Source organism: Bradyrhizobium guangxiense (assembly GCF_004114915.1).
Lineage (GTDB): Bacteria > Pseudomonadota > Alphaproteobacteria > Rhizobiales > Xanthobacteraceae > Bradyrhizobium > Bradyrhizobium guangxiense.
This window is the reverse complement of sequence record NZ_CP022219.1, coordinates 2,402,513-2,429,169: the sequence shown is the minus strand read 5'-3', so window position 1 is coordinate 2,429,169 and position 26,657 is coordinate 2,402,513. Positions and strand designations below refer to the sequence as shown.

General features: G+C 64.8%; 24 protein-coding genes. 11 read left to right on the top strand and 13 right to left on the bottom strand.

Annotated features, from left to right (window positions below; genetic code table 11):
* Positions 1–14 precede the first annotated feature (14 nt).
* Positions 15–911, bottom strand: coding sequence for a UPF0280 family protein (locus X268_RS11300; RefSeq protein ID WP_128925023.1), 897 nt, complete (start codon positions 909–911; stop codon positions 15–17).
* Positions 908–2,365, bottom strand: coding sequence for a 6-hydroxynicotinate reductase (locus X268_RS11295; RefSeq protein WP_208764460.1), 1,458 nt, complete (start codon positions 2,363–2,365; stop codon positions 908–910). The genes X268_RS11300 and X268_RS11295 overlap by 4 nt, the downstream gene beginning before the upstream one ends.
* A gap of 251 nt (positions 2,366–2,616) precedes the next feature.
* Here X268_RS11295 and X268_RS11290 point away from each other — a divergent pair, with 251 nt between their 5' ends.
* On the top strand, positions 2,617–3,099 hold the full coding sequence (locus X268_RS11290; RefSeq protein WP_128925021.1) for a (2Fe-2S)-binding protein: 483 nt from the start codon (positions 2,617–2,619) through the stop codon (positions 3,097–3,099).
* Positions 3,099–6,623, top strand: a complete 3,525-nt coding sequence (locus X268_RS11285) for a molybdopterin cofactor-binding domain-containing protein (RefSeq protein ID WP_128925020.1) — start codon at positions 3,099–3,101, stop codon at positions 6,621–6,623. Before X268_RS11290 ends, X268_RS11285 begins: the two co-directional genes overlap by 1 nt.
* Before the next feature lie 128 nt (positions 6,624–6,751).
* On the opposite strand, the gene X268_RS11280 is transcribed toward X268_RS11285, so the two are convergent.
* Positions 6,752–7,720 carry a catechol 2,3-dioxygenase gene (locus tag X268_RS11280; protein WP_128925019.1) on the bottom strand — a complete coding sequence of 323 codons (969 nt, stop codon included), beginning with the start codon at positions 7,718–7,720 and terminating at the stop codon, positions 6,752–6,754.
* Between the two features lie 419 nt (positions 7,721–8,139).
* Here X268_RS11280 and X268_RS11275 point away from each other — a divergent pair, with 419 nt between their 5' ends.
* Complete coding sequence (locus X268_RS11275) at positions 8,140–9,879, top strand: ATP-binding protein (protein ID WP_128925018.1); 1,740 nt, start codon at positions 8,140–8,142, stop codon at positions 9,877–9,879.
* A gap of 170 nt (positions 9,880–10,049) precedes the next feature.
* A complete protein-coding gene (locus X268_RS11270) occupies positions 10,050–10,565 on the top strand; it encodes an MgtC/SapB family protein (RefSeq protein WP_128925017.1) in 516 nt (171 codons plus the stop codon).
* Between the two features lie 3 nt (positions 10,566–10,568).
* Here X268_RS11270 and X268_RS11265 read toward each other — a convergent pair whose 3' ends face one another.
* From X268_RS11265 to X268_RS39350, 6 genes are all read right to left on the bottom strand, one after another.
* Entirely contained in the window at positions 10,569–10,778 is a 210-nt protein-coding gene (locus X268_RS11265; RefSeq protein WP_128925016.1) for a hypothetical protein, read from the bottom strand.
* A gap of 3 nt (positions 10,779–10,781) precedes the next feature.
* Complete coding sequence (locus X268_RS11260; protein WP_128925015.1) at positions 10,782–11,930, bottom strand: PepSY-associated TM helix domain-containing protein; 1,149 nt, start codon at positions 11,928–11,930, stop codon at positions 10,782–10,784.
* 8 nt (positions 11,931–11,938) lie between these two features.
* A complete protein-coding gene (locus X268_RS11255; protein ID WP_128929220.1) occupies positions 11,939–13,906 on the bottom strand; it encodes a TonB-dependent siderophore receptor in 1,968 nt (655 codons plus the stop codon).
* Positions 13,907–14,457: 551 nt separating this feature from the next.
* Entirely contained in the window at positions 14,458–17,010 is a 2,553-nt protein-coding gene (locus X268_RS11250) for an HAD-IC family P-type ATPase (RefSeq protein ID WP_128925014.1), read from the bottom strand.
* Positions 17,007–17,174: a hypothetical protein gene (locus X268_RS39355; RefSeq protein ID WP_164937667.1), complete on the bottom strand. Its 168-nt coding sequence runs from the start codon at positions 17,172–17,174 to the stop codon at positions 17,007–17,009. Before X268_RS39355 ends, X268_RS11250 begins: the two co-directional genes overlap by 4 nt.
* 234 nt (positions 17,175–17,408) lie before the next feature.
* Entirely contained in the window at positions 17,409–17,552 is a 144-nt protein-coding gene (locus tag X268_RS39350) for a hypothetical protein (RefSeq protein ID WP_164937666.1), read from the bottom strand.
* Between the two features lie 258 nt (positions 17,553–17,810).
* Between X268_RS39350 and X268_RS39345 the strand changes: the two genes are divergently transcribed.
* Positions 17,811–17,966 (top strand): hypothetical protein, encoded by a 156-nt coding sequence (locus X268_RS39345; RefSeq protein WP_164937665.1) that lies wholly within the window; start codon positions 17,811–17,813, stop codon positions 17,964–17,966.
* Positions 17,967–18,075: 109 nt separating this feature from the next.
* Here X268_RS39345 and X268_RS11245 read toward each other — a convergent pair whose 3' ends face one another.
* The gene (locus X268_RS11245) at positions 18,076–18,705 is read right to left on the bottom strand and encodes a ParB-like protein (RefSeq protein WP_128925013.1); all 630 of its coding nucleotides are present in this window, start codon (positions 18,703–18,705) and stop codon (positions 18,076–18,078) included.
* Positions 18,706–19,044: 339 nt separating this feature from the next.
* On the opposite strand from X268_RS11245, the gene X268_RS11240 reads away from it, so the two are divergent.
* From X268_RS11240 to X268_RS11215, 6 genes are all read left to right on the top strand, one after another.
* Positions 19,045–19,386, top strand: coding sequence for a hypothetical protein (locus X268_RS11240; protein ID WP_128925012.1), 342 nt, complete (start codon positions 19,045–19,047; stop codon positions 19,384–19,386).
* Positions 19,387–19,608: 222 nt separating this feature from the next.
* Positions 19,609–19,896 (top strand): acyl carrier protein, encoded by a 288-nt coding sequence (locus tag X268_RS11235; protein ID WP_007592476.1) that lies wholly within the window; start codon positions 19,609–19,611, stop codon positions 19,894–19,896.
* Positions 19,897–19,906: 10 nt separating this feature from the next.
* A complete protein-coding gene (locus X268_RS11230; RefSeq protein ID WP_128925011.1) occupies positions 19,907–20,377 on the top strand; it encodes a 3-hydroxyacyl-ACP dehydratase FabZ family protein in 471 nt (156 codons plus the stop codon).
* A complete protein-coding gene (locus tag X268_RS11225; protein ID WP_128925010.1) occupies positions 20,374–21,579 on the top strand; it encodes a beta-ketoacyl-ACP synthase in 1,206 nt (401 codons plus the stop codon). Before X268_RS11230 ends, X268_RS11225 begins: the two co-directional genes overlap by 4 nt.
* A gap of 51 nt (positions 21,580–21,630) precedes the next feature.
* Entirely contained in the window at positions 21,631–22,908 is a 1,278-nt protein-coding gene (locus tag X268_RS11220) for a beta-ketoacyl-ACP synthase (RefSeq protein WP_128925009.1), read from the top strand.
* Between the two features lie 8 nt (positions 22,909–22,916).
* Entirely contained in the window at positions 22,917–23,849 is a 933-nt protein-coding gene (locus X268_RS11215) for a lipid A biosynthesis lauroyl acyltransferase (RefSeq protein WP_128925008.1), read from the top strand.
* A gap of 103 nt (positions 23,850–23,952) precedes the next feature.
* Here X268_RS11215 and X268_RS11205 read toward each other — a convergent pair whose 3' ends face one another.
* From X268_RS11205 to X268_RS11195, 3 genes are read right to left on the bottom strand one after another with little or no spacing between them, the layout of a single operon-like run.
* Positions 23,953–25,065: a polyamine ABC transporter substrate-binding protein gene (locus tag X268_RS11205; protein WP_128925007.1), complete on the bottom strand. Its 1,113-nt coding sequence runs from the start codon at positions 25,063–25,065 to the stop codon at positions 23,953–23,955.
* Positions 25,066–25,072: 7 nt separating this feature from the next.
* Positions 25,073–26,251 (bottom strand): aminotransferase, encoded by a 1,179-nt coding sequence (locus tag X268_RS11200; protein ID WP_128925006.1) that lies wholly within the window; start codon positions 26,249–26,251, stop codon positions 25,073–25,075.
* An 8-nt stretch (positions 26,252–26,259) separates the two neighbouring features.
* A complete protein-coding gene (locus tag X268_RS11195) occupies positions 26,260–26,586 on the bottom strand; it encodes a rhodanese-like domain-containing protein (protein ID WP_128925005.1) in 327 nt (108 codons plus the stop codon).
* Between the last annotated feature and the right edge of the window lie 71 nt (positions 26,587–26,657).

Here is a 26,657-nt window from a genome sequence, read left to right as displayed (position 1 = left end):
TTTCGCTTCCCTGTTCAGGCACAGACCGCGTTCTCCGGCAGACGCGGACGCGTTCTTTGCTGTTCTATATCCTTGGGTCCGATGACAAGCATATCACCACAAAGCTGCAATACGGCCCCCTCGATCAAGCCGCGATCGAACAATTGACGTGCACATTCCGCGCCAGATTCGAGGGCGGCGGCGATCTCATTCTGTGACAGTTCACCGACATGTCGGGTGACGAGACGTGCGCCGAGATCGCTGTCGGGCTGAAGCTCGCAGGCCGGCTGCCTGGCGATGGCGGGATGCCCCGGCAGATCGACGGCGTTGGCGATGACCGTCGCCGCGGCGTCGGCCTGTGAAGCCGTCGCGGCCAACACCGTGACCGCGTCGGCAATCCCGAGCGAAAAGCTGCGGCCGTGGCGCCCGCTGGTCGCGACGCCCCCGACCTGGTCATCCGCATCGACCCGCATGGCTCGCATGACGCCGTCACGATCGGGGCGATCCATCAGGCCAATCGAAAAATGCTCGCCTCTGCCCAGATGAACGGCAATGTCGCCGCCATTGTTGACATAGGCCCGATCAAGGCCCGCAGCGCCCAACATGGCGCCGAGAATCTCCTCCGCCACACTGCCGGCAACAGCAGCCATCGGCGTGATGAAGCCATCAGCAGCAAAGGGCGCGACTGCGGCGTGCATCCGGCGCGCCACCACGCCCTTCAGGGAGGTCCGCGCCTCGGCAGCAGCGCGCAGCGTCGGCAGCTCCGCGCAGAGCTCGTCGAGCAGGCCCGTGAAGCGCCGCGCCGCAGCCTCATAGGCCGCATGAACCGCGTCCACGCGCCCCTTCGCCTCAATGATCAGATCGATCGGTCCATCCTGCAAATGCAGCCGCCGGCCATCTGACAGCAATGCGATTTGCGGGATCCTCGTCATGCCCGCGGCCCCGGAATCGGATTCTGCCAAGGCAGCTGGCGAACATCCTCGCCGTTCTGCACCTCGGAAAGCGGCTTCACATAATCCATGTGTCCGCCGAGCGCGGCGTAGTCGGACAGCTTCATCGTAAATTCGATCGGCGCGACCAGCGCCGGCGTCGGCACATAGCCGAACGCGCCCGCCGGCATCTGCGTGACATCGACCATGTAGGTGATGCCGCCGCCGGGCCAGACATAGACCGGCGCACCGCCGCTGGTGACGCGCGTCAGCGCGTCCTTCACCGAGCGCGTCAGCCGCACCGGATTGTCGGTGACGCCGGCGCGCAAGGAGCCGCCGGCGCCCGCCATGAACAGCACCGTGCACAGCGCCGGCTCGCAATTCTCCTGGATGCGCTCGACCGAGAACTTCAGGTCGGCAGGCATCTCGGTCTCGACCGGCTTCAAGGCCTCGTCCAGCACGTAATAGGACGAATGTTCCCCGGTGGTGGAAACCATCAGCATGGTCAGACCGGGCTTTGCTTCCTTGGCATCGAACGGCCCGAGGATCGACAAGGGATCGGAGATGTTGGTGCCGCCCCAACCCGTGCCGGGATCGGCGACCTGGAAATAGCGCCCGGGCGTCGACCGGCGGCCCTTCATCTTGATGCCGGTGTCGGCGATGTCGAGCAGCTTGCCGGCCTGGTGCTCGCTCAGCACGCCGGTGATGTGGTCGTCGACCACGACGACCTCGTCGACCTTGCCGTGCCATTGCTTGGCGAACATGCCGATCGTCGCCGAGCCGCAGCCGACGCGCATGCGCTCTTCCCTCACGCCGTTGACGATCGGCGGCTGACCGGCCTGCACTACCACCGCGGCCCCGCCGTCGATGGTGAGCTCGACCGCCTTGCAATTGGCGAGGTCCATCAGTGTGTCGCAGGTGACGCGACCCTCTTTCTTGGAGCCGCCAGTCAGGTGATGCACGCCGCCCAGCGACAGCATCTGGGAGCCATATTCGCTCGTGGTGACGTGTCCCACGGCTTCGCCCTGCGCGCGAACGGTCGCGGTCTCCGGGCCGAGATAGCGGTCGGTGTCGATCTTCACCTTGACGCCGCAATAGGAGAAAATGCCCTCGGTGACCACAGTCACCATGTCGACGCCGTCAACCTCCGCGGAGACGATGAACGGCGCCGGCTTGTAATCGGGATAGGTCGTACCCGCGCCGATCGCCGTGACGAAGGTCGAGGGTTCGTGGACGATCTTGCCGTCCCAATCTTCCGTGCGGCTGAACGGGACCAGCTTGCCGCCATGCGAGACGGTGCGTTCCAGGATCACGTGCGGATCGACGCGGACGAGCTTGCCGTCGTGGTTGGCGTAGCGATCGCAGGCCCCCGCCGCGCCCGGCTTGATGTAGCACATCACCGGACAAGCATCGCAGCGGATCTTGTCGATGACAGCGCTCGTCGTTTCAGTCACCATGTCGGAGCCAGCGGACATTTGCGGTTATCATTCGTACACGAACGATGTTGCGCGCGCTCCCCTGGCGCTGTCAAGCGGCGGTGCAGCGCAAAAGGCGCGGCTGCCGCATAAAACCTCATTTGCCTATCCACCCTGTCCACAAAGCAGGCAGCCGCGCTGCAGTGCGGCATGCACGGCTTGCACGTTTGTGTACAAACGGTATCGTCGCAATCGAAACTTGGCAGCAATTTGCCGCAGGCTTGAGAATGAGGATGACGCAGACACCGATCCGCCTCACCGTGAACGGCAGGATCATCGAGGTCGCGGCGGCGCCAGAGACGCCGCTGCTCTACGTGCTACGCAACGATCTCGCACTCAACGGCCCGAAATATGGTTGCGGCCTCGGCGAATGCGGCACCTGCACGGTCCTGATCGACGGCACAGCGGCGCGCTCCTGCGTGATTCCCGTCGGCGGCTGCGCTGGCCGCGACATCGTGACGCTCGAGGGGCTCGGCACGCGCGACAAGCCTGATGTCGTGCAGCAGGCCTTCATTGACGAGCAGGCCGCGCAATGCGGCTACTGTCTCAACGGCATGATCATGACCACCAAGGCATTGCTCGCGATCAACCCGCGGCCGACCGAGCAGGAGGCGCTGGCGGCGCTGCGCTACAATCTCTGCCGCTGCGGCACCCATGTCGAAATCCTGCGCGCCGTGATGCGCGCCTCCGGCCAGCTCACCGAGGCCGCAGATTGATGGCCTCCCCTGTTTCGAACGGAGCTGAGCATCCATCCGGTTCGCTCGTCGTCGCCCGCACCGTGGACGAGGTCACATCCGAGACCTTCGTGCGGATCACCGCGGACGGATCGGTCACGGCCTATAACGGCCACGTCGATCTCGGCACCGGCATTCGCACGGCGCTCGGCCAGATCGTCGCCGAAGAGCTGGACGTGTCCTTTGCGCGCGTCGTCGTGGTGCTTGGCGACACCGCCTTGGTGCCGAACCAGGGCGCGACGATCGCGAGCGAGACCATCCAGATCACCGCCGTGCCCTTGCGCAAGGCCGCGGCGCAGGCACGTCACTTCCTGATCGCGCGCGCGGCCGAGCGACTCGAAGTGCCGGCCGCCGATCTCCGGGTAGAAGACGGCCTCGTTCGCGGTCGCGACAACCGCAGCGTCAGCTACGGCGAACTGATCGGCGGCGAAGCGATCCGGCTCGAGCTTGCCGATGACGTCACCGTGAAGCCTGTCGGCGACTACTCCATCGTCGGCCAGTCGACGCCCCGCGTCGACCTGCCCGCCAAGGCCACGGGCGAGCTGACCTTCGTGCACGACGTCCGCGTGCCCGGCATGCTGCACGGCCGCGTGGTGCGTCCACCCTATGCCGGCGTCGACGCCGGCCCGTTCGTCGGCACCAGCCTGATTGCCGTCGACGAGTCCTCGGTGCGCGATATCCCCGGCATCATGGCCGTCGTGCGCCTCGGCGATTTCGTCGGCATCGTTGCCGACCGCGAGGAGAACGCGATCCGCGCGGCGGAGCAGCTCAAGGTGAGCTGGAAGCCGACGCCGACATTGACCGATCTTTCCGACGTCGAGACCGCGCTGCGCGCCAATCCGTCGACACCGCGCACGCTGATCGACAAGGGCGATGTCGGCGCGGCGATCGCCGGTGCGGCCAAGCCGATGCAGCGTACTTACGTGTGGCCGTATCAGATGCACGCCTCGATCGGCCCGTCCTGCGCCGTGGCGGATTTTCAGGACGGCAATGTCAGGGTCTGGTCGGGCACACAGAATCCGCACGTGCTGCGCAGCGATCTAGCGCTCCTGATCGAGCGACCCGAGAGCGAGATCGAGATCATCCGGCTGGAGGCCGCCGGCTGCTATGGCCGCAACTGCGCCGACGACGTCACGGCCGACGCACTGCTGCTGTCGCGCGCGGTCCGCCGGCCCGTGCGCGTGCAGCTGACGCGCGAGCAGGAGCATGCCTGGGAGCCCAAGGGCACCGCGCAGCTCATCGACGTCGATGGCGGGCTCGATGCCCACGGCGGCATCGCCGGTTACGATCTCGCCACGCGCTATCCGTCGAATGGCGCGCCGACGCTGGCGCTGCTGCTGACCGGCCGCATCGCACCGGAGCCGGCCGTGCTGCAGATGGGCGACCGCACCGCGATCCCGCCCTATGACTACGACAACATGCGCGTCGTCGCCCACGACATGCCGCCGATCGTGCGCGCCTCCTGGTTTCGCGGCGTCTCGGCCCTGCCGAACACCTTTGCGCACGAATCCTACATCGACGAGGCCGCAACCGAGGCCGGCGTCGATCCGATCGAGTACCGCCTGCGCTATCTGAAAGACCCGCGCGCCGTCGATCTCGTCAACGCGGTCGCCGAACGCGCGGGGTGGAAACCACGCCCCGTGCGCGAGGAGAAGGACGGCGAGGTCGTGCACGGCCGCGGCTTTGCCTATGCTCTTTACGTCCACAGCAAGTTTCCCGGCTACGGCGCGGCGTGGTCGGCCTGGGTCACCGACGTTGCCGTGAACAAGACGACCGGCGACGTCAGCGTGACCCGCGTGGTCGCAGGGCAGGATTCCGGACTGATGATCAACCCGGACGGCGTGCGCCACCAGATCCACGGCAATGTCATCCAGTCCACCAGCCGCGCACTGATGGAGGAGGTCTCGTTCGAGCGCGGCGCGGTGGCGGCGCGCGAATGGGGCGCCTATCCGATCATCCCCTTCCCGGACGTGCCCAAGATCGACGTGCTGATGCTGCCGCGGCAGGATCAGCCGCCGCTCGGCGTCGGCGAGTCCGCGTCCGTGCCGAGCGCAGCCGCGATTGCCAATGCGATCTTCGATGCCACCGGCGTGCGCTTTCGCGAGCCGCCGTTCACGCCGGAGCGCATCCTGAAAGGGTTGCACGGCGATGCAGCGGTAAGGCCGCAGGCGCTGCCCGCGCCGGCAGCATCGCCGCCATCTCGCATCTGGGCAAATCCATTCACCAAGCGCGCCGGCATCTTCGCGACGATTGCGGCCGTCTGCACGGCCGCCATCGGCGTCGGCGCCGCGGTGCTTCCTGGCCGCGCGATTGCGCCGATCGCACGGCCCGACGCGTCGGTCTATTCCGCGGCGACGATCGCCCGCGGCGCGCAGCTCGCGGCGCTCGGCAATTGCGCGGAGTGCCATACCAAGCTTGGCGGCGCGCTCAATGCCGGCGGGCGTGCGCTGGAAACGCCGTTCGGCACGATCCACAGCACCAACATCACACCCGATGTCGAGACCGGCATCGGAGCCTGGTCCTACCCCGCCTTCGAACGCGCCATGCGCGACGGACTGCATCGCGACGGACGGCCGCTCTATCCCGCCTTCCCCTACACGCATTTTTCAAAGACCAGCGACGCCGATCTGCAAGCGCTCTATGCTTACCTGATGGCGCAGCCCGCGGTGCGCGCGACGACCCCCGCCAACACGCTCGCCTTCCCGTTCAATCTGCGCCCGCTGCTGGCAGGCTGGAACGCACTGTTCCATCAAACCAAGGAGTTCAAGCCCGATCCCGCAAAGTCCGAGGCCTGGAATCGCGGCGCTTATCTGGTCGAGAGCCTCGGCCATTGCAGCGCTTGCCATTCGCCGCGCAACGCGCTCGGCGCCGAGCAGCGCGAAAGCTATCTTGCCGGCGGCTTTGCCGAAGGCTGGGAAGCACCGGCGTTGACCTCGCTCTCGCGCGCACCGATCCCGTGGAACGAGGACGAGCTGTTCGCCTATTTGCGCACCGGACATTCCCGCTATCACGGCGTCGCGGCCGGCCCCATGGCGCCTGTCGTCAGGGACCTCAAGGCCCTGCCCGACCAGGACATTCGTGCGATGGCGATCTATCTCAACGCGTTCAACGACGCGCCGATTGCGCCGCAGGACGCACTCGCCGCGAAGCTCGAGAGCGCGACGCAAGTCACCGTCGCCTCCTCGACCGGCGCCCGCCTCTACCAGGGCGCCTGCGCGGTCTGCCACGAGGTCGGCGCCCTGCCGCTATTCGGCAGCCGCCCCTCGCTCGCGCTCAACAGCAATCTGCACAGTGAGACATCGGATAATCTCGTGCAGGTGATCCTGCACGGCATCGCCGAGCCAGTGTCGAGCGATCTCGGCTATATGCCGGCGTTCAGGAACAGCATGAGCGACGCGCAGGTCGAGGAGCTCGTCAACTTCCTGCGTAGGCAGTTCGCACCCGGCAAGGCGGCCTGGACCGGCGTGCGCGAGACGATCGCACGCGTGCGGAGTTCAGCCCACTAACGTCATTCCGGGGCGCCGCGAAGCGGCGAGCCCGAAATCCATAACCCCGGCTGGTGTTTATGGATTCCGGGCTCCCTCGCTACGCTCCGGCCCACGAATGACGCTGAATGAAGCGCAGAGCCACAACGCTACCCGTGCTTCTTCACCTCCACCGGTGGCGTGCCGTGGGTGTGGAAGGACTCGATCGTCTTCAACCCCCAGGCCTGGCCCTTCTTGCGCTCCTCCTCGGTCCACACGATCGGCTTCCAGTCGGGCGCGAGAATCAGGCGGGCGCCGGCATTGGCGACCTCGACACGGTTGCCGCCGGGTTCGTAGACGTAAAGAAAGAAGGTCTGCTGGATCGCGTGCTTGTGTGGCCCGGTCTCGATGTGCACGCCGTTCTCGAGGAAGATATCGGCAGCACGAAGGATCTCCTCGCGGCTGTCGAGCGCGTAGGTGACGTGATGGAAGCGGCCCGGCACGCCTGAATGGTCGAGCGAATAGGCAAAGTCGTAGCTCTTGTTCGACATCGTCAGCCACATCGCCGCTTCCCGGCCGTCATTGAGCACGATTTGCTCGGTGAGGCGGCAGCCGAGGTAGTTCTCGAAGAACTCGCGGTTGGCCTTGATGTCGACGGCGAGGCAGTTGAGATGATCGAGGCGACGGACATTGACGCCGCGCGCGGGAAAGCGCTGCGCCTGGTTCTTCAGCGCGGGCCTCAGCTCCGGCGGAGCCTGGTACCATTCGGTCTCGTAATAGAGCTCGACGATGTGCCCGTCGGGATCGCGGCAGCGGAAGGTCGGGCCCTGCCCCATGTCGCCGTCGATCCAGCCGATGTCGAAGCCGGTTCCCTTGAGCGCGGCGACGCGGCGCTCGAGCGCCTGCTGGCTACGCGCGCGTAGCGCCATGTGACCCATGCCCGATGTCTTCGACGCCGTGAGCTTGAGCGAATAGCGCTCGTAATCGTCCCAGCCGCGCAAATAGACCGACTCGCCCTTCTGGCCGCTGACCGTCATGCCCATGACGTCGACGAAGAATTTCAGGCTCTCGTCGGGCCTCGGCGTCAGCAGCTCCATATGGCCGAGATGGGCGAGATCGAGGATCGGTTCGGGCTGCATGATTTCCTCCGGGACTCGGCTGCTGACCGACGGGGCCATTGGGGCACAACGACGCGCGCCCCTGCGCGGCAGCATTGGTTATGATTTCATTTGTACTAATGTACAAATGATTAGGTCCCGTCAACAAATCAACCGGCCCTCTCGTTGCGAATGGCTCCTCGGCTGCTCGCGTTGGGTCATTGGGACTGAGGTCAGCTTGCCCGGATGGTAAACTCTTCCTTAAGGCCGCCTCGCCTAAATCGCCTCGAAATGCCGTATTTTCCTGGCGTTTCGACCCAATATTTTGCATTTGCGACAAAGCTCCCGACCGAATTACCGCAGATTTAACGGAGCGGGCGCGCCCGGCGTTTAACCGTTTGTGCAGCGGCGGCCACACATAGTCTGGAACAAATTCCTCGCTCTTGCCCGGTTCATTGATCGTGACATCCTTTGGACGCGTGATTTCGGTACGTGGATCGCTCGCCCGGGTCGGGCTGTTGGCGACCGGCCAGATGCCGATCTCGGAAGTTCGTGCGACCGTCGGCCGCTTTGTCAGCATTCGCTGCGCCAGCTCGGTCATCGTCGCGATGATCACCGAGGTGTCCTGCGAGAATCTGTCGGGCGCGGACAATTACATCGCGATCGCCTCGGTCGACTTGCTCGGCGAGATCCTCAATGCCAGCGACAAGCCGAAATTCCAGCGCGGCGTCACCAATTATCCGACCATCGGCGACGCCGTCGATCTGATCACGAGCCAGGAGCTGCGCACGATCTACGCACCGACCGGCTCGGACCAGATCAATGTCGGCTTCCTGCAGCAGGACCGCTCGGTGGTCGCCTATGTCGACGTCGAGGAAATGCTGTCCAAGCATTTTGCGGTGCTGGGATCGACCGGCGTCGGCAAATCCACCGGCGTGTCGCTGCTGCTCAACGAGATCCTGAAGGCGCGTCCGAACCTGCGCATCTTCCTGCTCGACGTGCACAACGAATATGGCCGCTGCTTCGGCGACCGCGCGCTGGTGCTGAACCCGCGGAACCTGAAGCTGCCGTTCTGGCTGTTCAATTTCGAGGAAATCGTCGACGTGCTGTTCGGCGGCCGCGCCGGCGTGCCGGAAGAGCTCGACATTCTCGCCGAGGTGATCCCGCTCGCCAAGGGCGTCTACACCCAGTACCAGAACGCCGACCGCATCGGCCTCAAGCGCATCGATCCCAAGCAGGTCGGCTACACCGTCGACACGCCGGTGCCCTATCGTCTGGTCGACCTGCTGTCGCTGATCGACGAGCGCATGGGCAAGCTCGAGAACCGCTCATCGCGCATCATCTATCACAAGCTGATCTCGCGCATCGAGGCGGTGCGCAACGACCCGCGCTACGCCTTCATGTTCGACAACGCCAATGTCGGCGGCGACACCATGGCCGAGGTCATCAGCCATCTGTTCCGCCTCCCCGCGAACGGCAAGCCGATGACGGTGATGCAACTCGCCGGCTTCCCGGCAGAAGTCATCGATTCCGTCGTCTCGGTGCTCTGTCGCATGGCGTTCGACTTCGGCCTGTGGAGCGACGGGGTCTCGCCGCTGCTGTTCGTGTGCGAGGAAGCGCATCGCTACGCCTCTGCCGACCGCAACATCGGCTTCGGGCCGACCCGCAAGGCGGTCTCGCGCATCGCCAAGGAAGGCCGCAAATACGGCGTCTATCTCGGTCTCATCACCCAGCGTCCGGCCGAGCTCGACGCCACCATCATCTCCCAGTGCAACACGCTGTTCACGATGCGTCTTGCCAACGACCGCGACCAGGCACTGCTGCGCGCCGCGGTGTCGGATGCGGCCGCGAACCTGCTCTCCTTCGTGCCCTCGCTCGGAACGCGTGAAGTGCTGGCCTTCGGCGAAGGCGTCGCGCTGCCGACCCGCCTGCGCTTCAAGGAAGTACCGCCGCATCAATTGCCGCGCGGCGAAGCCACCATCTCGAGCGTGCCGTCCGTCACCTCGGGCCACGACATGCATTTCGTCAGCGCCGTGCTCGAGCGCTGGCGCGGTGCCACCTCGCAGCGCGACGTGCCGAACGATCCGGTGTTCTCGGCCCCGCCCGCCAAGACCATGTCCAGCGTCGAAGCCCCGATGCTGCAGCCGTCGATGGGCCTCGACCCCGACCGCTTCTCGCTGCTGAAGAAGCCGCTGCGGTAAGGGGCGGACACCACTTCCGCAAATTACAGTATCATGCCCCCGGCTTGCGCACCGCGTTGAGCCTCTCGCCCGCATAGACTATGTTTCGCCGGCGCGAACCCGGCGTCCCTTGCCACAGCAAGCCGGCATACGATCTCATGGGACGCGGCCGACGAGATGACGGACAAGATATGATCGAGCTGGATTGGCCCGAAATTTTGCTGCGCCTCGGCAGCGCCACGCTCGCCGGCAGTGCGATCGGCCTGAACCGCGACCTGCACGGCAAGCCGATCGGGCTGAAGACGCTCGGCATCGTCGGGCTCTCCACCGCAACCGTCGTGCTGCTTGCGGTCCAATTTGCCGAACCCGGCAAGATCACCGATGCGGCGAGCCGTGTGATCCAGGGCATCCTGACCGGGATCGGCTTTCTCGGGGCTGGCGTCATCGTCCACGAGAGCGACCGTTTTCGCGTGCGGGGCCTGACCAGCGCGGCCTGCACCTTTCTCGCCGCCTGTCTCGGCATTGCCTGCGGCGCCGGGCAATGGAAGATCGTCCTGATCGCGCTGGCCTTCGCCTTCGTTCTGCTCACGATCGGCCGCCGGGTCGAACGCTGGCTGCATCGGATGCTTGGCGGCAAGGACGAGAGACACGAGGTCGGCTACGATATCGAGGAGCACCATCTGTCGGAGCCCGATCGCCGGCCGTGACCCTCAGCGCGGATCATTCGCGCGGCACCAGCAGACGATCGTCAGAACGATCGGCAACGACAATGCCAGCCAGGAGAGTCCGTCCCACACGCCATCTCCGACCAGCGCGAACCCCAGTCCCAGGCCGCAGGCGACGTCGACCAGGAGTGGGATGCGGAAGACGTCCCATGCGCTCCTGTGAACACGAGGCTGGTTCGGGGCGGGAGTGGCCATGGGCTAAGCGCCGACCGCCGCGGTCGGGCCGCCGGCATCGAGCAGCTTGCGGCGCACGGAGGGCTTTCGCCTTGCCACCCAGAGATAGATTCCGCTGACGAGCACGACGATCGCGATGACGTCCAGCAGCGCCCAGATGATCTTCAGCGGAAGCCCGCCATAGTCGCCGAAATGCAGCGGACGCGAGACCTGAAGCGTCTTCAGATACCAGGGCACCTCGGGGGCCACGATCGTCCTGCCGTCATTGGCGTCGACCAGCATCGGCTGGAGCATGCGCGCCGTGAAGGGCGTCGCGCCCTTGGTCCAGACCACGAGGTGCTGCGGACTGCCGAAGCGCGCCGATGTCGGCATCGTCACCGAGGTGACCAAACGATCGGGAAATCTGGCGCGAACGAGGTCGACGGCGGCCTGGACCGAAGGGATCGGAGCCACGGGCTTGCCGAGATGAGGCGCCAGCAAGACCGGGATCAACTGCGCACGCCACAAATCAAACAGCGGCGTCGCCAGCGTGTTGATCATGCCGGTGAGGCCGACGACCATCGTCCAGGTCACGGTGACGATGCCGAGGAGATTATGGGTGTCGAGCCATTTGGCGCGAGGCGACGACCGCCGGCGGATCGTACCGAATTCGAGCCGTCGCATGAACGGCCAATACACGATCACACCCGATATGATCGACGCGGCGAAAACAAGCCCCATCGCACCGAGAAACAATTCGCCAGGCAGACCTGCGAACATGTCCTTGTGAATGCGCAACACGATGTCCATGACATCCTGATGCGGCGCTTCCTCCCCGAGCACCTTGGCCGTCCGGGCATCGAGCGTGAGGCGATGGAAGTTACCAGGTGCCGGAACAGCGGTCGGAGAAACCGCGACCGTCACCAGCGGCTCCGTCTGCTTCAGATTGAGAAGCAGGACATACTGACCGGGAAACCGGGTCTGAGCCGCGGCGATCATCCGGTCGAGCGAAAGCCGCGCCGTACCCTCCGGCATGACGGGCGCCGCAATCTCGTCCTCGAGCAGATCGTCGATCTCGTCGTGAAAGACCAGCGGAAGCCCCGTCACGCACAGCATCAGCAGGAACAGCATGCACACCAGCGAGGTCCCGGTGTGAATGCGGGACCATAGGCGGATCGTGCGTGCCTGAACCATGACGATCCCTACCAGCGATAGCTGACCGTGCCCGTGATGGTGCGCGGGCTGGTGTATTGGCAGCCGCCACTCGTCGTGCAGGCAAGCGTGACACGGTCGGCGATGTTCTTCACGTTCAGCGCCAGGTTCACGCCCTTCGGCTGGCGATAATGCAGGCCAGCATCGAACACGACGTAACCTTCGTTGACGATGGTGTTGGTGGTGTCGGCAAAGGTCGGTCCGTTGTAGCGGACGCCGCCGCCAAGACCCCAACCGTCCCACGTCCCACCCTGGATCGTGTAGTCGAGATAGGCCGACGCCATCTGGCGGGCCACCAGCGTCGGCACCTTGCCGAGGTCAGCGGCAGCGGTGGTTTGGGTCACCTTCACATCCTGATTGGTGTAGGTCGCCACGAGGTTTAGCCCGGGCACGATCTGCGCCAGCGTCTCGAACTCGATACCACGCGAGTTCACCTCGCCGAGCTGGACCGAGAAGCCGAGATGCGATGGATCGCTCGTGAGTGAGTTTTGCCGCGTCAGGTCATACAGCGCCACCGTCATCAACAGGGTTCGCGACGGCTGGTATTTAACGCCGATCTCATGCTGCTGCGCCGTCGTCGGCTTGAACGGGCTGCCCGAAAAGTCCGTGCCCGGGGTCGGCAGGAAGGATTCCGAGTAGCTGTAGTAAGGTGCCACGCCGGAATCGAACACGTAGGAGACGGCGCCTCGCTTGGTAAAGGCGGTGTCCTTGGTGTCGGTGGTCTTGTTGGTCGCCAAGGCGTAGGTGTTCTGCTCGGAGGCGTCGTAACGTCCGCCCAATGTAAAGATCCAGTTCTGGATCTTCATCTGGTCCTGCACATAGACGCCCACCTGGTCGATCGTCTGGTTCGCTGATGGAGTGACGACCGTAGTCGGAACCGCGATGGCTTGGTCGTAGACTGGATTGATCTTGCTGAGCGACGGCGCAATTCCGGAATAGGTCCGGTCCGTCATGTTGAACGTCAGATAGTCGACGCCGGAGACCACCGTGTGCTGAAGCGGCCCCGTGCCGAACTTGCTAATCAGGTGGTTGTCGGTCGACAGGGTATCGACTTGCTCCTGGATGCGCATCGCGCGACGCGGAAAGACCGTCGTCGTATCAAGCGGAGTTCCGATGAACGTCAGATAGCGATAGTCGAGCTCGGTGTGGCCGTAGCGAGCCTTCGATTCGAAGATCAGATTGTTGCTGAACCGATGCTCGAACTGATAGCCGACGCGCTCCTGCTCCTGGTCGAACCTGTTGTAGCTGGGGTCACCGAGGAACAGCGGCAGCGCCGTGATACCGGTGACCTTTCCGCCGCTGAGATGAGCCATAGACAGCGGAAAGGCGTTGCCGGTCAGATCGTGGGTATAGTCGGCGAGAATGGTCAGCGTGGTGTCGTTGGTCGGCTTCCAGGTCACGCCGGGAGCGATATAGGTCCGGTTGTCCTTCACGAAATTCGAGAAGTTGGCGATCTGCGCGTCGGAATCGCGGAACACGCCGGTCAACCGGTAGAGCAGCGTGCCGTCCTTGGTCGCGGGCCCGCCGAAATCGAATGCGCCCTGAAACCGGTCGTAATTGCCGAACTGACCGACGATCTCGCCAAAGGCCTTGTCGGTCGGCCGCTTGCTGATGACGTCGACGAGGCCGCCCGGCGCGCCCTGCCCGTACATGACGGAGCTCGGCCCCTTGATGACGTCGATGCGCTCGAAGCCGTAGGGCTCGTTGCGGAACAGCGACAAGAAGTTGGGATCGCCGACCTCGCGAAGTCCGTCGCGATAGGCGCCGTAGCCATTGTTGTCGAAGCCGCGGATGTAGACGTTGTCGAACCGCGGGTCCTTGCCGCCGGGCTGGATGGCGAGACCCGCGACATACTGCAAACCTTCGACCAGCGTCGTGACCGAACGGGCATCGAGCTGGTCGCGGCTGACGACGGAAACGGATTGTGGGGTCTCGAGGATGGGCGTGTCGGACTTCATCGCAGCCGAGCTGACGACGGGTACAAAACCCCTGACCGGATCCGTGCCGCGTTCCATTGCAGCGGCGGCCGGCTGAGAACCGGCCTGGGACGGCTGTCCAGCCGTGCGCGATCTCGCGCGTCGGGCCCCCAGGGATCGCGAGGTGCGCGATGTCGTGACCGAACGCTTGTTCGCACGGCTTTGCTCGACCACGACCGGCGGAAGATCAGATGCTCCACTCACGCTCTGGGCTCGCGCATCGTCGCCAAAGGCGATGGCCGGAGGAAGCGCGAGAAGACCGCACAGCACCGACACGCGTCCGCGCTTCGTTGCGCGTCCGTCAAACACGAATTCCAGCATTTCCAGTCCCCGAATTTACGGGGACGACCATGCAGAGACTCCGAGCGCATAATCAAAGTCTTTTGGGCGCTCGTGTCGTAGAATCTATTTAGACTGGATTCATTCCAATGAAATGACGCCGGCATCTCGCACGCGTCTTCCGCTGGCTGCATGAATTCCTGACGCTGACGATCCAGCCGCTGCGCACTGCGACGACTGAGCTGCCGCCCGGATTAGAATCGCAACCGCCGCGCCCAGATCGGTTTCAGCAATTCGAGCAGCGTGAGCACCAGCAATCCCGCGCCGAGCGTGACGATTAGATCGTCCAGATGCAACGGACCAAAACGGAACAGACCCGACGCCGGCGGCCAGAACAAGGCCGCAGCGAGCACGAGCGCGATCGACAGGAAGATCCAGAACAATGCCGGGTTCGGACGGAAGAAGGCCGACAAGAAGGATGCGCTGAAGGATCGGTTGACCAGCACCAGCGCGACGACACAGACGACGAGCGCGATGAAGGCGAGCGCTCGCGCCTCATCGGGCGGCATGCCGGAATGAAGCGCGACGACAAAGATCGCGGCGATCAATGCAAATGCCATGATGCCCTGGAGAACGCTCCAGCCGACCAAGGCCCACGAGAACAGCTCCCCATCGGCGCGCCGCGGCGGACGCGTCATGACATCGCGCTCCTCTCGCTCGGCTTCGAACACGAGCGAGCAGACGGGGTCGATGATCAGCTCCAGAAACGCAATGTGAACGGGACCAAGAACCAGGGGCAGCCCGAACACCAGCGGAAGCAGGGCAAGCCCCGCGATCGGAACGTGGACGGCGAAAATGAAGGCCATCGCCTTGCGGAGATTGTCGTAGATCCGGCGCCCGAGGCGGATCGATGCAACGATGGAGCTGAAGTCATCGTCGAGCAGGACGATCGAGGACGCCTCGCGGGCGACATCGGTGCCGCGCCCGCCCATCGCAATCCCGATATGGGCAGCCTTCAGGGATGGCGCGTCATTGACGCCGTCGCCGGTCATCGCGACGATCTCGCCGTTGCGCTTCATCGCCTGGACGATCCGCAGCTTCTGCTCCGGCAGGACCCGCGCGAACACGTTCACATGTCGGGCGCGCTCCGCGAGCGCCGCATCGTCGGCCTGCTTGACCTGATCGCCGGTCATGATGTCGCTGACGTCGAGTCCGGCCTGGTGCGCAATGGCGACGGCCGTTGCCGGATAGTCGCCCGTGATCATGATGACGCGGATTCCCGCCGCGCGGCATTCGCGAACCGCCTCCGGAACATGAGCCCGCAACGGATCGGCAAGCCCGACCAGGCCGACAAAGCGGAATGCGAAAGCCTCCTGGGACGTCGGCAGTGAAGCGTCCTCGCACGCGGCAACCGCCATCCCCAGCACGCGAAGCCCGTCCTTCGCCATTGCGCCGACAGCCGCCTGCACGGCCTCCCGGTCGGCGTCGTTCAGCCTGCACAGCCGCGCAATCGCCTCCGGCGCGCCCTTGGCGCACGCGACGAGGTGCGCGGCTGCGGATGTGCGCCAAACCTGGGTCATGGCCAGCAGCTCGGGACGCAGACCATAGGTCCGCACCAGCGTCCGCTCGGCATCCGGCACATCACCTTCCCGCAAGACACCCCGCGCAAACAGATGCAGAGCCTTCTCCATCGGATCGAACGGCTCCGCAGAGCTCGCCAGCGCCCCACAGCGCGCCAGCTCGACGAATTCGGGCCCGACATGATCCTGTCCGGACGCGGCCGCACGCAGGCGAGTCCCATCGAGCAGCCGCAGCTCGGCAACCGACATCTGGTTCTGCGTCAGCGTTCCGGTCTTGTCAGTGCACAGAACGGTCGCCGAGCCGAGGAGCTCGATGGCGGCGGCGCGCCGCGTCAGGACGCGGGCCTGCGAGATCCGCCACGCGCCCATCGCCATGAACACCGTGAGCACGACGGCAAACTCCTCCGGAAGCATCGACATGCCGATGGCGACGCCTGCCAGCAGCGCTTGCAGCCAGTCGCCGCGCAAGACGCCGTAGAGGGCAACGGCGGCCAGGCTGATCACGGCGCCGCCGAGAAAACAGAGGCGCACCAGCCTTGCGGTCTGTTGCTGAAGCCGCGGCCGCTCGGCCTGCAGGCCGCGCAGCGACAGCCCGATCTTCCCGATCTCGCTGCGCGGCCCGGTAGCCTCGACCAGCGCCAGCCCCTCGCCGCGCACGACGAGCGAACCGGAATACACGAATGGCTGATCCTCGCCGCCGGGGCGGTGATCGGCCGCAGCGACCTTGTCGGCGGTCTTCTTGCGGACGGGCACCGACTCGCCGGTCAGCAGGGACTCGTCGATCTGCAGGTCGCGCGCCTCGACGAGCGCGGCGTCGGCGGGAACGCGATCGCCTTCGCCCAGGACGAGAAGGTCGCCCTGCACGACCTCGCGGCCGGCAATCCGCTTGCGCGCACCGTCCCGCACCACCAGCGCGCGCGGGCTGGTCAGGTCGCGCAAGGCTTCCAGCACCCGCTCGGTCCGGGTCTCCTGCACCACCGTGATCACAATGGACATCGCCCCGAACGCCAGGAGGATCAGCGCCTCCTTGAGATCGCCGAGCACGAGGTAGATCAGCCCGCCGCAAAGCAACAGCAGCAGCATCGGCTCGCGCAGCACTTCCACCACGATGCGCAGGGAACTGCGTCGTTCCGGCCGGGGCAATTCGTTGGGGCCGTCCGCCGCGAGCCTCGCTTGAGCTTCTGCTTCGCTCAGCCCGACAGAACTATAGCGTTGCACCTCACTCACGACTTTCGCCGCAGGCTCCAGAGGCTGCCGACACCGACGACGGCGGTGACGAGCAGGACGGCGACGAAGGTCTGGATGATGGTGAAATTCAGCGCGTCACGCGCGACGAACAGCGCCGTGATCGCGCCGGCAAGGACAAAGAGGATGCGAAAGATGACGCTCATGGCCGTGCCTCCAAAATCTGCATGACTTGATCTGCATGACTTGGAGCCTTGGCCCTCGGCGTCGGGGCGCAACGCTGTCTCTGCAACCATGCAGGCACACGTTAGCCGCTCAGGGCGAGGCAGGTTTGCGACAGGTCAAGGCTGTCTCCGCCATCGCCGCTCGACAGGTGCGACGTGATGTCCGCGTCGGAGCGAGCAGCCGCTGCATCGCTTACGGCTGCGAGACGTGTGCCGCTAGCGCTTCGCCATCAACTCGAGCGCCGGAGCAAAGCGTTCCGCGAACGTCAACGTCTTGGCGTGGTGGACCGCGGCAAAGGATGCCGAGATTCCCGCCGAAGCGACCGCGAGCAAGGCAATTGCGAAAACCAGACGGCGCATGTTCGCCTCCTGTGTGAGCTCGACTACCCCATAGAGATGGGACGGCTTTGTTTCAGGACGGTTTCATGGGGGCGGAAATTGATTTCGCTCAAGCGGCTGTGATGAGATCCGGCTTATCTGGGCGCATTTCGTAACCAACTAACAAGGGTCGACGTGTTTTGCGGCCGTGTTGGGAATTTCGCACCCGCGACCGCGATCCCAAACACTGCGGCGACGAAGCAGCATTCGCTGGAATGGGAGTGATCGAGGACTACTCAAATGGAGATCGTGATCCAGAAGCTCAACGGCCTGTGGCACCTCATCGTCGGATCCTGCCAGATCCGAACGCCCTTCCTGGACACCCAGGACCGCGCGCTGGTGGTCACTTACGCCCGCCGCGCCTACCCCGGCGCCAGGATCTTCCAGCGCGACTGATGCCTGCGGCTGCGCACGGTCGTGCCTGAATGGAAGCGAGCGTCGGCCGCTTCAGATCTCACGGCCTTCCGCCCGATGGGGCCATATCGCTGCGCGGCCCCCGACAATCCTAATCATCGTCCTCCGGACCGCACCAGCCGGGCAGATAGATCGCATCCCTGCTTTTTGCCGCGGCCATCGCCTTCTCGAGCGCCTTGTCGAAATCGGCTTCCACCACCTTGCGCAAGAGTTTTCGGCGCAGGAAGTCAGCCCACAGAAATTCGGAGAACGGCGTGGTGTCCTTGGCGAAGCCCCCCATGCGGCGCAATTCGCCGGCAAGGCTGCGGAACGGATCGTCCTTGAGATCGGCGACCGATTTCGGCAGATCGCGGAACGACCTCCGCTCACCCTTGGCGTCGTAAGGGTAGACCCAGCGCTTGTTGTCCATCACGCCCCAGAACGCCTCGCGCTCGACCATGCGGAGGTCGCCGACGACGGTCACCAGCACCTCCTCGACACCTTCGTCGTGCAGCGCGCGGCCGAGATGATGATGGTCGATCACGTAATAGCGTGCGTCCGGACCGTAGACGACCGGGATCATGTGCTTGCCGAGCAGATCGGCCTGCTTCTTCCTGCCATGCTCGCGCCAGCGCTTGCGCTTCTCCTTGACCTCGCGCATGCCGACCGTCATCTGCGTCGGCCGGAGCGACAGGATCGGGACCGGATGCACTCTCGGCTCGCGCGCGTTGGTCGTGGTCATGGTCGAAAGGCCCTCGCATGGATGCAACTGACGGTTCGGGTTCCCCCCGACTATGACATGGGCCCTGCGGCGGCAAAACGTGTTCGGAAGGGCGTCGAGATCACAAGCCGATGTTGACGGGAACGAAGGCGTGAAGTCTCGCGGTCTCGCCATGCCGGTTATTGCAGCGCAGCGCCCCGCGCCCTGCCGCCGACATGACGGCCGTTCCGCGATCGTTGCACGCCAACCCGCGCACAAATAGTGCGCGCTCCGAATACACGCGGGCATTGAAAAGATTTTCTGCAACGCGTTCATCACGTATGCTATCTAAAATCGCTGCTTCGGAGTGTTCCCCGCCCCATGAATAACCAGCGGCCCATAAGCTCTGACGACGAGCACCGGGTGCTCCAGTTCAGGCCGCGCACCTCGTCCGCCCCGAAGGTCCACCGCGGCAACGGTACAGTGCAGCCGTTGCGCGCTGCGCCCGAACCGCTCGACCTGTCACGCTATGAGCAGCCTCGCAGCGAGCCGGACCATTTCCGTCACCGCATGCTCGCCAACATCGCGGCGCTGGCCTTCACCATCGCCCTGACCGCCATCGGAATTTGGCTCGCGGTCAGCATTGCGGATCTGCGCCGGACCCAGGATTGCGTGCTGATGGGCCGCCGCGACTGCGTCAAGATCACAACGCCGCATATCTAGGTCCGATCCGCCGCGGCCCGCGGCGGAAGCGGCTCAGGCGGGGCATCCCCAGCCCGATCTCCCTGCCGGCCCGGCTCCATTGAACTCAGGGCGGCGCTCCGATATACGGGCTTTCGACCCGGCCAGAGGGGGGTTTGAGGGCGTCATCAGGGGCGCGATGCCCACCCACCGTGCCACTCTGGAAAATCTGACAAATACCCGCAATATATCAAAGGCTTAGTGATGTCTTCCACATTCGATCAGGTCGCCACGATCATCGCTGAAACCTGCGACATCCCGCGCGACACGATCACGCCGGATAGCCATGCCATCGACGATCTCGGCATCGACAGCCTCGATTTCCTGGACATCGCGTTCGCGATCGACAAGCAGTTCGGCATCAAGCTACCGCTGGAAAAGTGGACCCAGGAGGTCAACGACGGCAAGGCGACCACCGAGCAGTATTTCGTGCTGAAGAATCTGTGCGCCCGCATCGACGAACTGGTTGCGGCCAAGGGCGCGAGCGCCTAAGCGCGCGGTCATGCAACTCGAATACTTCCACATGATCGATCGCATCGTCGACCTCAAGGTCGACGAGAAGACGATCGTCGTCGAAGCCCAGGTCCCGAAGGAAAGCACCATCTTCGAGGGGCACTTCCCGGGTTACCCCTTGATGCCCGGCGTGCTCCTGATCGAATCGATGGCGCAGGCCTCGGGCTGGCTCCAGCTCGGCGTGTTCAAGTTCGAGCGCATGCCGATTCTCGCCGCCGTGAAGGAGGCCAAGGTCCGCGGCTCGGTCTTCCCCGGCGATCTCATGAGCATCGAGGCGAGCCTCGTCCATGAGGGCTCGGGCTATGCCATGACCGAAGCCAAGATCAGAGTCGGCGGCAAGCTGCGCGCCAATTCCGCGCTCACCTTCACGCTGATCCCCTTCCCCAATGCGGACATGCGCGGATACATGGCGAAGGTCGCCGAACGCGTCGGCTTTCCGCAACAGGTCGTATCACCATGACTGACACAGCTTCGAAGCCCGGCCAGACGGAAGTCTGGATCACCGGCATTGGACTCGCGACTTCGCTGGGTGAGGGCCTCGAGGCCAACTGGGCCGCGCTTCAGGACAAGCGCATCAACGTCGATGAGAAGGGTTTTGCGCCCTACATCGTGCATCCCCTGATGCCGGTCAGCTTCGACGCCCAGATTCCGAAAAAGGGCGACCAGCGTCAGATGGAAGCCTGGCAGCGCATCGGCACCTATGCCGCGGGCCTCGCGCTCGACTCGGCCGGGATCAAGGGCAACAAGGACATCCTGTCGAAGATCGACATGGTGGTCGCCGCTGGCGGCGGCGAGCGCGATCTCAACGTCGACACCGGCGTCCTGACGGCCGAGGCCAAGGGGGCGAACGCGCCCGGCTTCCTCAACGAACGGCTGATGAGCGATCTGCGCCCCACCTTGTTCCTGGCGCAGCTCTCCAACCTGCTCGCCGGCAACATCGCCATCGTGCACGGCCTTGGCGGCACCTCGCGCACCTTCATGGGCGAGGAAGTGGCCGGCGCCGACGCTGCGCGCATTGCACTGGCGCGCATCGCCTCGGGCGAGAGCGACATCGCCCTCGTCGGCGGCCCGCATAATGGCGAGCGCAAGGACCTGATGGTCCTCTATGAATTCGGCGACTTCAACCTCAAGGACAAGTTCGCTCCGGTATGGGCGCGCAAGGACCACGCCGGCTTCGCGCTCGGCTCGGCCGGCGCGTTCCTGGTGCTGGAATCGAAGGCGCATGCCGAGGCGCGCGGTGCCAAGCCGTTCGCGAAGCTCACCAGCGTCGTTGCCGACCTCGCCCGGCGCAAGCAGCCCGGCGATATGGCCGCAACGCTGGAGCAGCTGTGGGCCAAGCTGCCCAAGCGCGAGGGCAAGGGCGCGATCATCACGGGCGCGACCGGCGCGGAGCCGGCGACCTCGGAAGAGCGGGGCTTCCTGAAAGGCCATGCCGATTTCCCGGTGCGCTCGACCGGCACGATGTTCGGTCACACCATGGAAACGCAATTCCCGCTCGGCCTCGCGCTCGCCGCGTTGTCGATTTCGCGTGGCGCGCTGTTCCCGCCGAACGATTCCACGGGGACCGAGATTGAAATGCAGGGGGCGCCCACCCAGATTGTGGTGGTGGGGGCCGGACACTGGCGCGGCGAAGGCATGGCGCTGGTCGAAGCTGTCGGCTGAGGCGCGGCGCGCTTTGGCCGGATGACGCTCTAGCTCTATCGGGGGATCGACATGACTGCACCACGCGACAAATTCGGGCGCCCCGTCGTCGTCGTCACCGGCATGGGCATCATGACCTCGCTCGGTGCCGGCAAGGCCGACAATTGGGCGAAGCTCGTCGCCGGCGAATCCGGCATCCGCACCATCACGCGCTTTCCGGTCGACGGCCTGAAGACCACGATGGCCGGCACCGTCGATTTCGTCAGCGTCGATCCGTTCTCGTCCACCGGCCTGTCCGAACGGATGGCCGAGCTGGTGACGCAGGAAGCGCTGGAGCAGGCCGGCATCGGCGCCAAGGCCGATTTCCCGGGCCCCCTCTTCCTGGCGGTTGCGCCGGTCGAGGTGGAATGGCCGCAGCGCCGCGAGCTCGGCCGCGCCGTCGGCAAGCCGGACTTCACCTATGACGATTTGCTGCGCATTTCCGGCGGCGGCAAGTACAGCGCCTATCATCACCGCTTCATGTTCGGCTCGGTGGCCGCGCATCTCGCCGAGACCTTCGGCACCAAGGGTTCGCCGATCTCGCTGTCGACGGCCTGCGCGTCCGGAGCCACCTCGATCCAGCTCGGCGTCGAGGCGATCCGCCGCGGCGAGACCGATGCCGCCCTGTGCGTCGCGACCGACGGCACCGTGAATCCGGAAGCGCTGGTGCGCTTCTCGCTTCTCTCTGCGCTGTCGACCCAGAACGATCCGCCGCAGGCGGCCTCCCGCCCCTTCTCCAAAAATCGCGACGGCTTCGTCATGGCCGAAGGCGCCGGCGCGCTGGTGCTGGAGAGCTATGAAGCAGCGACCGCGCGCGGCGCAAAGATCCTCGGCGTGATCGCCGGCTGCGGCGAGCTCACCGATTCGTTCCATCGCACCCGCTCCTCGCCCGATGGCAAGCCGATCATCGGCTGCATGAACAAGACGCTGGCCGACGCCGGCATGACGCCTGACCAGATCGACCACATCAACGCGCACGGCACCGCGACGCCCGAGAACGACAAGATGGAGTTCAATACGACATCGGCCGTGTTCGGCGAGCTCGCGCAGAAGATTCCGGTCACCTCCAACAAGTCGATGGTCGGCCATACCATCTCGGCGGCCGGCGCGGTCGAGGCGATCTTCTCGCTGCTCACGCTCGAGCATCAGCGCATCCCGCCGACGATCAATTACGAGACTCCGGATCCCACGATCCTGTTCAACGTGGTCGGCAACAAGGCGCGCGATGCCCGCGTCACCGCGGTGATGTCGAACTCGTTCGGCTTCGGCGGCCAGAACGCCTCGCTGATCCTGACCCGCGAACCGGCCTGACCGGGCGTATGGCGCTGATCTCTCTCGGCACGAAGATTCGCGCGCGGAATGCAGCCAAATCGATCAGCGGAGGCCTGATCGGCGCCGCCACTGTCGGCATGCTGCGCACCACGCGCTATTTCGATCCAATCAAGACCTCGGATTTCTTCGCGCGCGTCACCAGGACGATCGGCCCGCGCCTGCGCGAGCACCGCATCGGCCGCGCCAATCTCACCGCCGCCTTTCCCGAGAAGTCGCCGGAGGAGATCGAACAGATCCTGATGGGCGTGTGGGACAATCTCGGCCGCGTCGGCGCCGAATTCGCCCACATGGACCACGTCTGGGACTATGATCGCGAGCATCCGGAGAAGAGCCGCATCGAGCTGCCCCAGCGCAGCATCGAGCTGTTCGACCAGATCCGCGACGACGGCAAGCCGGCGCTGATCTTCGCCGCGCATCTCGCCAATTGGGAATTGCCGGCTCTCGCCGCCGTCGCGCACGGGCTGGACGCCGCGATCCTCTATCGCCGGCCGAACATCGCCTCAGCCGATCGCATCATTCAGGAGATGCGCCAAGTCAATATGGGCACGCTGATCCCGGCCGGCCGCGAGGCGCCGCTGCGGCTCGCCCAGGCGCTGAAGGATGGCAAGCACGTCGCCATGCTGATCGATCAGTACCTGACCGGCGGCGTCGAGGTCACTTTCTTCGGCCGCAAGACCCGCGCCAACCCGATGCTGGCGCGCCTCTTGCGCCAGGTCGAATGCCCGATCCACGGCGTGCGCATCATCCGCCTGCCGGGCTTTCGCTTCCGCGCCGAGCTGACGGAGGAAATTCCGCCGGTGCGCGACGCCGAGGGCAAGATCGACATCCAGGGCACGACACAGGCGATCACCAACGTGGTGGAAAGCTGGGTGCGCGAGCATCCCGAGCAATGGCTGTGGCTGCACAGGCGGTGGCGGTAGCAGCAGCGCCTCTGCCGTCATTCCGGGGCGGTCCGAAGGACCGAACCCGGAATCTCGAGATTCCAGACTCGATGCTTCGCATCGCCCCGCAATGACCTGAGCCTTACCGCCCCGTCTTCACCTTGGTCCAGAGCCGGTTGATGATGCGCTGGGTCGCCGGCTCGCGCGCTGTGATGACGAACAGTTTTGAAAGCGTCGCCTCGTCCGGATAGATGTTCTTGTCATCAAGGATTTTCGGATCGACCAGTTTCTGGCTGGCGAGGTTGCCGTTGGCGTAGGATAGGAAGTCCGAGTTCTTGGCGGCGACGTCCGGGCGGTAGAGATAGTTGATCAGCTCGTAGGCTTCCTTGACGTTCTTCGCGTCCGCAGGAATCGCGAGATTGTCGAAGAACATCTGCGCGCCCTCCTTCGGAATGGTGTAGCCGATCTCGACGCCACTCTTGGCTTCCGCCGCGCGCGCGCGGGCCTGCATGATGTCGCCGGACCAGCCGACCACGAAGCAGATCTCGCCGGTGGCGAGCGCGCTTAAATATTCAGACGAATGGAATTTTCGCACGGACGGCCGAACCTTGGAGACGATGTCCGCGGCCTTCTCCAGATCCGCCTGCTTGGTCGAGTTCGGGTCGAGTCCGAGATAGCTCAGCGCCGCCGGAAAGATGTCGTCGGCGGAGTCGAGCATGTGCACGCCGCAGTCTTTGAATTTTGCCAAATTCTCCGGCTTGAAGACGATGTCCCAACTGTCGATCTTGGCATCGGGTCCGAGGATCTGCTTCACCCTGGCGACGTTGTAGCCGATGCCGGTCGTGCCCCACATGTAGTTGGCGGCGTAGACGTTGCCGGGGTCGTAGGTCGCAAGACGCTGGGTCACCACCGGCCAGGCATTGCCAAGGTTCGGCAGCTTCGACTTGTCGAGCTTCTGAAAGATGTTGGCCTTGATCTGCCGCTGCAGGAAATAGGCGGTGGGCACCACGACGTCGTAGCCGGACTTGCCGGCCATCAGGCGCGTCTCCAACGTCTCGTTGGCGTCGAAGGTGTCGTAGACCACCTTGATGCCGGTCTCCTTGGTGAAGTTCTCAAGGACATCCGGCGCCATGTAGTTGGACCAGTTGTAGAAGTTGACGACGCGCTCCTCGGCCCCCGCGGGCGGGGAAAGCAACGTCAGCGCGGCGGCGATGGCAAGACCCAGACGAAACCCCGAACGGCCGACGTCCGTCATCTTCTTTCTACCTCTTGCGTCCACGCACAGCGTCCGACAGCCGCTCCAGCGCGGTGTCGAGCGTCTCATCCTTCTTGGCAAAGCAGAAGCGAACAACCGAGGTCACCGGATCCTGCTCGTAGAACGCCGACACCGGGATCGCCGCCACCTTGTAGTCTTTCACGATACGCCAGCAGAACTCTGTGTCGCTCTCGTTCAGCCCGAGCGGCGACAGGTCGACGGTGAGGAAGTAGGTGCCCTGCGACTTCAGCACGGGGAAACCGAGGCTCTCCAGCCCCTTGGCCAGGCGGTCCCTGCTCCGCGTCAAATCCTTGCGCATCGACAAGAAGTAGTCGTCGGACTTGCCGAGACCGTAGGCCACGGCGGCCTGCAGGTTCGGCGCGGTGGTGAAGGTCAGGAACTGGTGCACCTTGGCGGCGACGCGCAAAAGCGGCGGCGCCGCGCAGACGAAACCGATCTTCCAGCCCGTCAGCGAGAAGATCTTGCCGGCCGAGCCGACCTTGATGGTGCGCTCACGCATCCCGGGGATGGTGATCAGAGGGATGTGCTTGTGCTCGTCGAAGGTGACGTGCTCCCAGACCTCGTCGCAGATCGCGATGACGTCGAACTTCTGGCAGTAGCGCGCAAGCAGCTCGAGGTCCTCGCGCGGATAGACCACCGCCGACGGATTCAGGGGATTGTTGAACAGAACCGCCTTGGTCTTTGAATTGAAGACGCTTTTCAGCATGTCCTCATTCACCCGCCAGTGCGGCGGCTCGAGCCGGACCAGGCGCGGAATGCCGCCGGCCTGGCGGATGATCGGCAGATAGGAATCGTAGACCGGCTGGAAGCAGACGACCTCGTCGCCGGGCTGGACCACGGCGAGGATCGCCGAGGTCAGCGCCTCGGTGCCGCCGGAGGTCACCATCACCTCGCTCATCGGATCGAGCTTGAGGCCGTGCCAATGGCCGTAATGGGTCGCGATCGCCTGTCGCAGCTCCGGCAGGCCCATCATGGAGGGGTACTGGTTGTAGCCGTTCAGCGAGGCCTCGGCCGCGGCGCGGCGGATGTCCTCCGGGCCGGGATCGTCAGGAAAGCCCTGACCGAGATTGATGGCATTGTTGTCGCGCGCGGCCTGCGACATCGCCTCGAAGATGGTGACGGGAAGGTCGGCGAAGACCTTGTTCAGATTGGAGCTCTTCGACATCGGCCGGGTCAGCCACCGACCTTGCTGGGAAGACCCGCCGCCTTCCAGCCCAGCATGCCACCGGCCAGATGCTTGTCGTAAGGCAGGCCCGCCGCCTGCGCCGCGAGCGAGGCCGTCACCGAGCGCTTGCCCGAGCGGCAGGCGAACACGACCTGCTTGCCCTGGGGATCGGGGATCGCCTTGGGATCGAAGGTCGAGAGCGGCACCACGACGCCGTAAGGATAGGCCTCGGCCTGCACCTCGTTCGGCTCGCGAACGTCGACCAGCAGATAGCGCCCTTCCGCGACACCTTTGGAGACCTCGTCCGGGGTCAGATCCTGTACCTGGTTTGCCACATCATCCTCCAACGTCGCAGGGCCGTATGCCGGGGCGTCCCCGGCCGGCGGCAACCTCGCCTCTCGAGAGA

Bases quoted from the DNA above. Each gene is read 5' to 3' on its own strand.
- X268_RS39350 (WP_164937666.1), bottom strand. From the start codon at position 17,552: ATGCGCCGTCTGGTTTTCGCAATTGCCTTGCTCGCGGTCGCTTCGGCG.
- X268_RS11215 (WP_128925008.1), top strand. From the start codon at position 22,917: ATGGCGCTGATCTCTCTCGGCACGAAGATTCGCGCGCGGAATGCAGCC.
- X268_RS11290 (WP_128925021.1), top strand. From the start codon at position 2,617: ATGACGCAGACACCGATCCGCCTCACCGTGAACGGCAGGATCATCGAG.
- X268_RS11245 (WP_128925013.1), bottom strand. From the start codon at position 18,705: ATGACCACGACCAACGCGCGCGAGCCGAGAGTGCATCCGGTCCCGATC.
- X268_RS11230 (WP_128925011.1), top strand. From the start codon at position 19,907: ATGCAACTCGAATACTTCCACATGATCGATCGCATCGTCGACCTCAAG.
- X268_RS39355 (WP_164937667.1), bottom strand. From the start codon at position 17,174: ATGAGCGTCATCTTTCGCATCCTCTTTGTCCTTGCCGGCGCGATCACG.
- X268_RS11280 (WP_128925019.1), bottom strand. From the start codon at position 7,720: ATGCAGCCCGAACCGATCCTCGATCTCGCCCATCTCGGCCATATGGAG.
- X268_RS11270 (WP_128925017.1), top strand. From the start codon at position 10,050: ATGATCGAGCTGGATTGGCCCGAAATTTTGCTGCGCCTCGGCAGCGCC.
- X268_RS11205 (WP_128925007.1), bottom strand. From the start codon at position 25,065: ATGACGGACGTCGGCCGTTCGGGGTTTCGTCTGGGTCTTGCCATCGCC.
- X268_RS11220 (WP_128925009.1), top strand. From the start codon at position 21,631: ATGACTGCACCACGCGACAAATTCGGGCGCCCCGTCGTCGTCGTCACC.
- X268_RS11300 (WP_128925023.1), bottom strand. From the start codon at position 911: ATGACGAGGATCCCGCAAATCGCATTGCTGTCAGATGGCCGGCGGCTG.
- X268_RS11260 (WP_128925015.1), bottom strand. From the start codon at position 11,930: ATGGTTCAGGCACGCACGATCCGCCTATGGTCCCGCATTCACACCGGG.
- X268_RS11265 (WP_128925016.1), bottom strand. From the start codon at position 10,778: ATGGCCACTCCCGCCCCGAACCAGCCTCGTGTTCACAGGAGCGCATGG.
- X268_RS11295 (WP_208764460.1), bottom strand. From the start codon at position 2,365: ATGGTGACTGAAACGACGAGCGCTGTCATCGACAAGATCCGCTGCGAT.
- X268_RS11240 (WP_128925012.1), top strand. From the start codon at position 19,045: ATGAATAACCAGCGGCCCATAAGCTCTGACGACGAGCACCGGGTGCTC.
- X268_RS39345 (WP_164937665.1), top strand. From the start codon at position 17,811: ATGGAGATCGTGATCCAGAAGCTCAACGGCCTGTGGCACCTCATCGTC.
- X268_RS11200 (WP_128925006.1), bottom strand. From the start codon at position 26,251: ATGTCGAAGAGCTCCAATCTGAACAAGGTCTTCGCCGACCTTCCCGTC.
- X268_RS11285 (WP_128925020.1), top strand. From the start codon at position 3,099: ATGGCCTCCCCTGTTTCGAACGGAGCTGAGCATCCATCCGGTTCGCTC.
- X268_RS11255 (WP_128929220.1), bottom strand. From the start codon at position 13,906: ATGAAGTCCGACACGCCCATCCTCGAGACCCCACAATCCGTTTCCGTC.
- X268_RS11235 (WP_007592476.1), top strand. From the start codon at position 19,609: ATGTCTTCCACATTCGATCAGGTCGCCACGATCATCGCTGAAACCTGC.
- X268_RS11225 (WP_128925010.1), top strand. From the start codon at position 20,374: ATGACTGACACAGCTTCGAAGCCCGGCCAGACGGAAGTCTGGATCACC.